Origin of the sequence: Microbacterium sp. ZXX196 (genome assembly GCF_009709595.1) — a bacterium.
Taxonomy (GTDB): domain Bacteria; phylum Actinomycetota; class Actinomycetes; order Actinomycetales; family Microbacteriaceae; genus Microbacterium; species Microbacterium excoecariae.
The window spans coordinates 1-491 of record NZ_WMEE01000035.1; the positions used below are offsets into that span (position 1 = coordinate 1).

Genomic DNA, 491 nt, shown 5'->3' on the forward strand with positions numbered 1-491 from the left:
CGCGCCGCCGTCGATCACCTCAAGCGCAAGCTGCGGGTGAGCGAACGGATGGCGTGCCGTCTGGTCGGGCTGAGCCGCTCCGCGTACCGGCGACCGCTCAAGGGCGACACGGTCGCGGACCCGGATCGGGCGCTCAGGGAGTGGCTGCGCGCCTGGGCGAAGGACCATCCCCGCTACGGGTATCGGCGGGCGTATCACGACGCCCGAGCCGAGGGGTGGGTGGTGAACCACAAGAAGATCCAACGGCTGTGGCGCGACGAAGGGCTCCGGGTCCCGCAGCGGCGTCGCCGCAAACGCGTCGGGTCCTCGACCGTCGACGCGCCAACGGCGGACGCGCCGAACGTGGTGTGGGCGGTGGACTTCCAGTTCGATGCCGACGAGCACGGCCGGCCGATCAAGATCTGCTCGATCGTCGACGAGCACACTCGGGAGTGCATCGGCGGGCTCACCGAACGGTCGATTACCGCTGACCGGCTCACCGCCCACCTCGA

The 491-nt window shown here is 70.3% G+C and carries 1 protein-coding gene; it reads left to right on the plus strand.

Annotated features, from left to right (window positions below):
* A partial coding sequence (locus GJQ66_RS12140; RefSeq protein ID WP_155049620.1) for an IS3 family transposase occupies positions 1 to 491 on the plus strand: 491 nt, incomplete at both ends.